The organism is Wolbachia endosymbiont of Glossina morsitans morsitans, from assembly GCF_000689175.1.
Taxonomy (GTDB): domain Bacteria; phylum Pseudomonadota; class Alphaproteobacteria; order Rickettsiales; family Anaplasmataceae; genus Wolbachia; species Wolbachia pipientis.
Window position 1 is genome coordinate 1 of the sequence record NZ_AWUH01000055.1, and the last position, 4,013, is coordinate 4,013.

Below are 4,013 nucleotides of genomic sequence, written 5' to 3' on the forward strand. Positions count from 1 at the left end.
GAAGAAGAATATGCCTGCTTCATAACTTTATGTTTATATATTAAATCATCGGAGCTTTCTTTAAGAAACAACAACGCTTCCTTCTGCGCATCAGCATCATTCTTATCTATTACTTCAAGCTCTTCTACGCCAAACGTTATTCCATTCATAGAGTTAGCAAAGTCATGAAGCAGCCGTCCTGATAGCAGTTCCGTTATTAACAGTATGTTTTTGGTATTTTCGTTCATTGGATAATTATAAATGATTTAAGTTACCCTATATTGGTAAGTATATAATAGTCAATTAAGAGAAAGTTTCGTTGCACTTTTTATATCAAGGCATTAATATAGTATTAACAATTTTAAAATTTATAAAAGGATTATGAATACTTATACCAGATCAGGAATAGATATTGAACTATATAATAAGTTAATAAAAGAAGTCAAGCCTATTGCTCAAGAAACTACTAGAGAAGAAGTAATCAGCGAAATAGGTTCATTTTCTGCGTTATTTGATTTTGCTGCACTAAGTAAGAAGTATGACCATCCAGTACTCGTTTCCTCAACTGATGGAGTAGGTACGAAACTGTTGATAGCTCAAGAAGTGAATAAACATGATACTATAGGTATAGATTTAGTTGCAATGTGTGTAAATGACTTACTTGCACAAGGAGCAACGCCTTTGTTTTTCCTTGATTACTTTGCAACAGGCGTTTTGACCAAAGATGTTTTATTATCTGTGGTTAAGGGCATTGCAGAGGGGTGCAAGCAAGCTAAAATAGCATTGGTTGGCGGGGAAACTGCAGAAATGCCTGGAATGTATGGTAATAATCACTATGACCTTGCAGGGTTTGTGGTTGGTGTAGTTGATCGAAAGCAAATTCTTCCAAACTGTAGTATGATGAAAGCAGGTGATTATATAGTCGGCTTAGAGTCAAGTGGAATTCACTCAAATGGGTTTTCTTTAGTGCGCCATGTTTTCAAAAGCTTAGGTATAAATTATAACGATACATCTCTATGGAATAATAAATCTTGGAGTGAAATACTACTTGAACCAACAAAAATATATGTTGATTCTTTGCTGCCTATCATGTCACAAGTAAAAGGTATTGCGCACATCACGGGTGGTGGTTTGGCAGACAATATTCCGCGAATTCTTCCAAAAAACTTATTTGCAAACATAGACATTAATTCCTGGAAATGGCCAGATATATTTTTATTGCTAACAAAGGAGGGTAAAATAGAGAAGAAAGAAATGCTAAAAACATTTAATTGTGGTATTGGTATGGTATTGATCGTAAGTTCTGAGAATATGCAAAACGTGAAAAATCATTTCCAAAAACGTGGAGAAAAAATTGAAATTATTGGAAAACTTGATGGGGCATGTAACCCTCCACTTGATAGAGTAGTATTTAGTTAACCTAACTTTACTGACAGTCTTTTTGCAACTTCTAGGTATGCTTCCTTTAAATCTCCTAAATTCAAACGAAAGACATCTTTATCCAGCTTTTTATAAGTATTTTTATCCCATAATCTGCAGTTATCAGGGCTAATTTCATCAGCTAAAACGATTTTAGTACTGTCATTTATTAATCTGCCAAATTCTAACTTGAGATCAACTAAATATATACTTGCATTTGAAAATAGGTGAACTAATATTTCGTTGATTTTTAAAGTTGTAGTTTTAACTTCATCCATTTCTTTGCTAGATAGCCAATCAAAATACAGTATGTGATTTTCATTTACCATTGGGTCGGCTAGGTCATCATTTTTGTAAAAAAACTCGATTATAGGAGATGCAAGCCTCTCACCTTCTTTGATATTAAAACGTTTGCAAAAGCTGCCAGCTGCAACATTCCTCACGACTACTTCAAGAGGTATGATTTTGAGTTTTTTGACTAGCTGCTCTCTTTCATTCAGAGTTTTTATAAAGTGTGTGCTAATTCCTGCTTTCTCAAGCTTTTCCATGATAAAAGCACTAACATGATTATTAATTATTCCTTTGCTCTCAATAATTTCATATTTTTCCTTATTGAATGCTGTAACATCATCTTTAAAGTGCTGTATAACAGTTGATGAGTCTTCAGTTTCAATAATGGCTTTCGCTTTACCTTCGTATATCGTTTTATTCAGTGACATGCTTAATTTAACTATATATTATATCAATTTACTGTTCTTAGAGTATAGCCCCAAATAACTTAAAATAAACCTTAATGGCATTCAATGTTACAATATTAACCATATTTCCAGAAATGTTTCCCGGGTTTTTGAACTATTCTCTTGCCGGAAAAGCGTTAAGAAAAAAAATATGGAACCTTGAAGTAATAAATATTCGTTCTTTTGCGAAAGATAAACATTCAACTGTGGATGATGTTCCATATGGAGGTGGAGCAGGAATGGTTATGCGTTCTGATGTAGTTGGTGATGCAGTAGATAGTATGCTCTCTGTTCATAAAAACACTAAGTTTATTTACATGACTCCATCTGGAACTAAGTTTAATCAGAATATTGCCAGAGAATTATTAGAGTTTCCTCATATAACAATATTGTGTGGTCGATTTGAAGGTATTGACCAAAGGATAATTGATGCGTATACTCCTTACGAGTTAAGTATTGGAGATTATATACTTTCAGGAGGTGAGCCAGCTGCAATGGTGGTTCTTGATGCATGCATTAGACTTCTTCCAGGTGTAGTAAATAATACCGATAGTATTACTGAAGAAAGTTTTAATTATGGTGGTGGTGTACTTGAATATCCTCAATATACTAGACCTGAGCAGTGGAAGGGATATAAAGTACCTGAGGTTTTGTTATCTGGCAATCACAAAAAAATAAGTGATTGGAGGCAGAAGCAGTCTCATGTTATAACAAAAAAGCGTAGGCCTGAATTATTGAGTGGAGAGATAAATGACAAATTTACTTAAAAAATTTAACGAACAGCAAATGCAAGTGTTAGCTAAAGAAATACCAGAATTTCGTCCTGGCGGTGATTTGAAGGTCACTTTTAAAGTAGTTGACGGTACAAGTGAACGTATACAGATATTTGAAGGTGTATGTATATCAAAAAGGAACCGCGGGTTACATTCTTCTTTTGCAGTCAGAAAAGTGAGCCATGGAGAAAGTATAGTGTCTCAGTTTTTTGTTTATTCTCCTGCACTGGTTTCAGTGCAAGTGACAAGAAAAGGAAAGGTTCGTAGAGCAAAACTGTATTATCTGTGCAAACTATTTGGAAAAGCTGCAAGGATCAAAGAGCGTACTACTTATGTTAAAAAGAAATCTAAGTAGATACAATAGGGAGTGATGTCAATTGTGTCATCTCAGAACTCTCTCTTGTCATCCCAGTGCGTGACACACGACTGTACGAACATTGTGTTTGCCTCCCGCTGTGGTGTCATCCCAGTGCTCCGACACTGGGATCCAGCATTCGTTATTCTCCTTTTGGTTTGTGCTTTCATGGAAAATGTAAAAATTATTTGCAGGCAAAGCCTGCTGGATCCCAATGTCAGCTACTTGCATGACAAAAAAGGGGAAAGTTTTTTCAAATCCTCGTGTAAAGAAAAGTAAATGAGTATAAAGAAAAAATTCCTTAAATTACTTCAGTCAAGGCGTGTACATGCTCGTATAAAAAGGAAAAATAAAAAGAACAGAGCGCTACGCTTTTGTTCTTTCACGGCACTAGTTATCTCACTTGGCTGTCCTGTGTGTATATTGTTGAGTATATTAGTTAACTCTTACAGTGCCTTAACAGTAACGAAAATTTTATTGCCAGTTGAAATAAATGCTGATCTTGCTTTGGCGAGTAATCCTAGTGGTTTGCGGTATAAGTCCATTGGCTTACTCAACGATTCTTTACGTAAGGTGTTTGGAGGAACTGATTTTAAAGACGGTGACGAAATTTTAAGTCGTAATTCTTACAAAGAACTAGAGAAATTTTTTCGTAAGAAAGTAAAAGATAGTGGTGAATATGAGATCTGGTTTACCGCGGTCTCAAGTATAATTAATTCAATAAATAAAGATAAACATTTGAATGATCGT

The 4,013-nt window shown here is 34.7% G+C and carries 7 protein-coding genes; 5 read left to right on the plus strand and 2 right to left on the minus strand.

Translation table 11 applies throughout. The annotated features are described in order from the left end of the window. On the minus strand, positions 1-227 hold a 227-nt coding region (locus tag WGMM_RS01370; RefSeq protein ID WP_038248955.1), incomplete at its 3' end, for a hypothetical protein. 133 nt (positions 228-360) lie between these two features. Here WGMM_RS01370 and purM point away from each other — a divergent pair. Continuing rightward, positions 361-1,398 carry a phosphoribosylformylglycinamidine cyclo-ligase gene (gene purM / locus WGMM_RS01375; protein ID WP_038248957.1) on the plus strand — a complete coding sequence of 346 codons (1,038 nt, stop codon included), beginning with the start codon at positions 361-363 and terminating at the stop codon, positions 1,396-1,398. Here purM and purC read toward each other — a convergent pair. Continuing rightward, complete coding sequence (purC, locus tag WGMM_RS01380; protein WP_038248960.1) at positions 1,395-2,117, minus strand: phosphoribosylaminoimidazolesuccinocarboxamide synthase; 723 nt, start codon at positions 2,115-2,117, stop codon at positions 1,395-1,397. The genes purM and purC overlap by 4 nt on opposite strands. A 74-nt stretch (positions 2,118-2,191) precedes the next feature. Between purC and trmD the strand changes: the two genes are divergently transcribed. The 4 genes from trmD to WGMM_RS01400 all read left to right on the plus strand — a co-directional run. Further along, positions 2,192-2,902, plus strand: coding sequence for a tRNA (guanosine(37)-N1)-methyltransferase TrmD (gene trmD / locus WGMM_RS01385; RefSeq protein WP_038248963.1), 711 nt, complete (start codon positions 2,192-2,194; stop codon positions 2,900-2,902). Next, the gene (gene rplS / locus WGMM_RS01390) at positions 2,886-3,263 is read left to right on the plus strand and encodes a 50S ribosomal protein L19 (RefSeq protein ID WP_038248966.1); all 378 of its coding nucleotides are present in this window, start codon (positions 2,886-2,888) and stop codon (positions 3,261-3,263) included. The genes trmD and rplS overlap by 17 nt, the downstream gene beginning before the upstream one ends. 15 nt (positions 3,264-3,278) lie before the next feature. Beyond that, positions 3,279-3,542, plus strand: a complete 264-nt coding sequence (locus WGMM_RS06465; RefSeq protein WP_240991832.1) for a hypothetical protein — start codon at positions 3,279-3,281, stop codon at positions 3,540-3,542. Next, positions 3,543-4,013, plus strand: a 471-nt coding sequence (locus tag WGMM_RS01400) for a DUF3333 domain-containing protein (RefSeq protein WP_038248972.1), incomplete at its 3' end; no start/stop codon positions are given. It abuts the gene before it with no gap.

Bases quoted from the DNA above. Each gene is read 5' to 3' on its own strand.
- purM (WP_038248957.1), top strand. From the start codon at position 361: ATGAATACTTATACCAGATCAGGAATAGATATTGAACTATATAATAAG.
- purC (WP_038248960.1), bottom strand. From the start codon at position 2,117: ATGTCACTGAATAAAACGATATACGAAGGTAAAGCGAAAGCCATTATT.
- trmD (WP_038248963.1), top strand. From the start codon at position 2,192: ATGGCATTCAATGTTACAATATTAACCATATTTCCAGAAATGTTTCCC.
- rplS (WP_038248966.1), top strand. From the start codon at position 2,886: ATGACAAATTTACTTAAAAAATTTAACGAACAGCAAATGCAAGTGTTA.
- WGMM_RS06465 (WP_240991832.1), top strand. From the start codon at position 3,279: ATGTCAATTGTGTCATCTCAGAACTCTCTCTTGTCATCCCAGTGCGTG.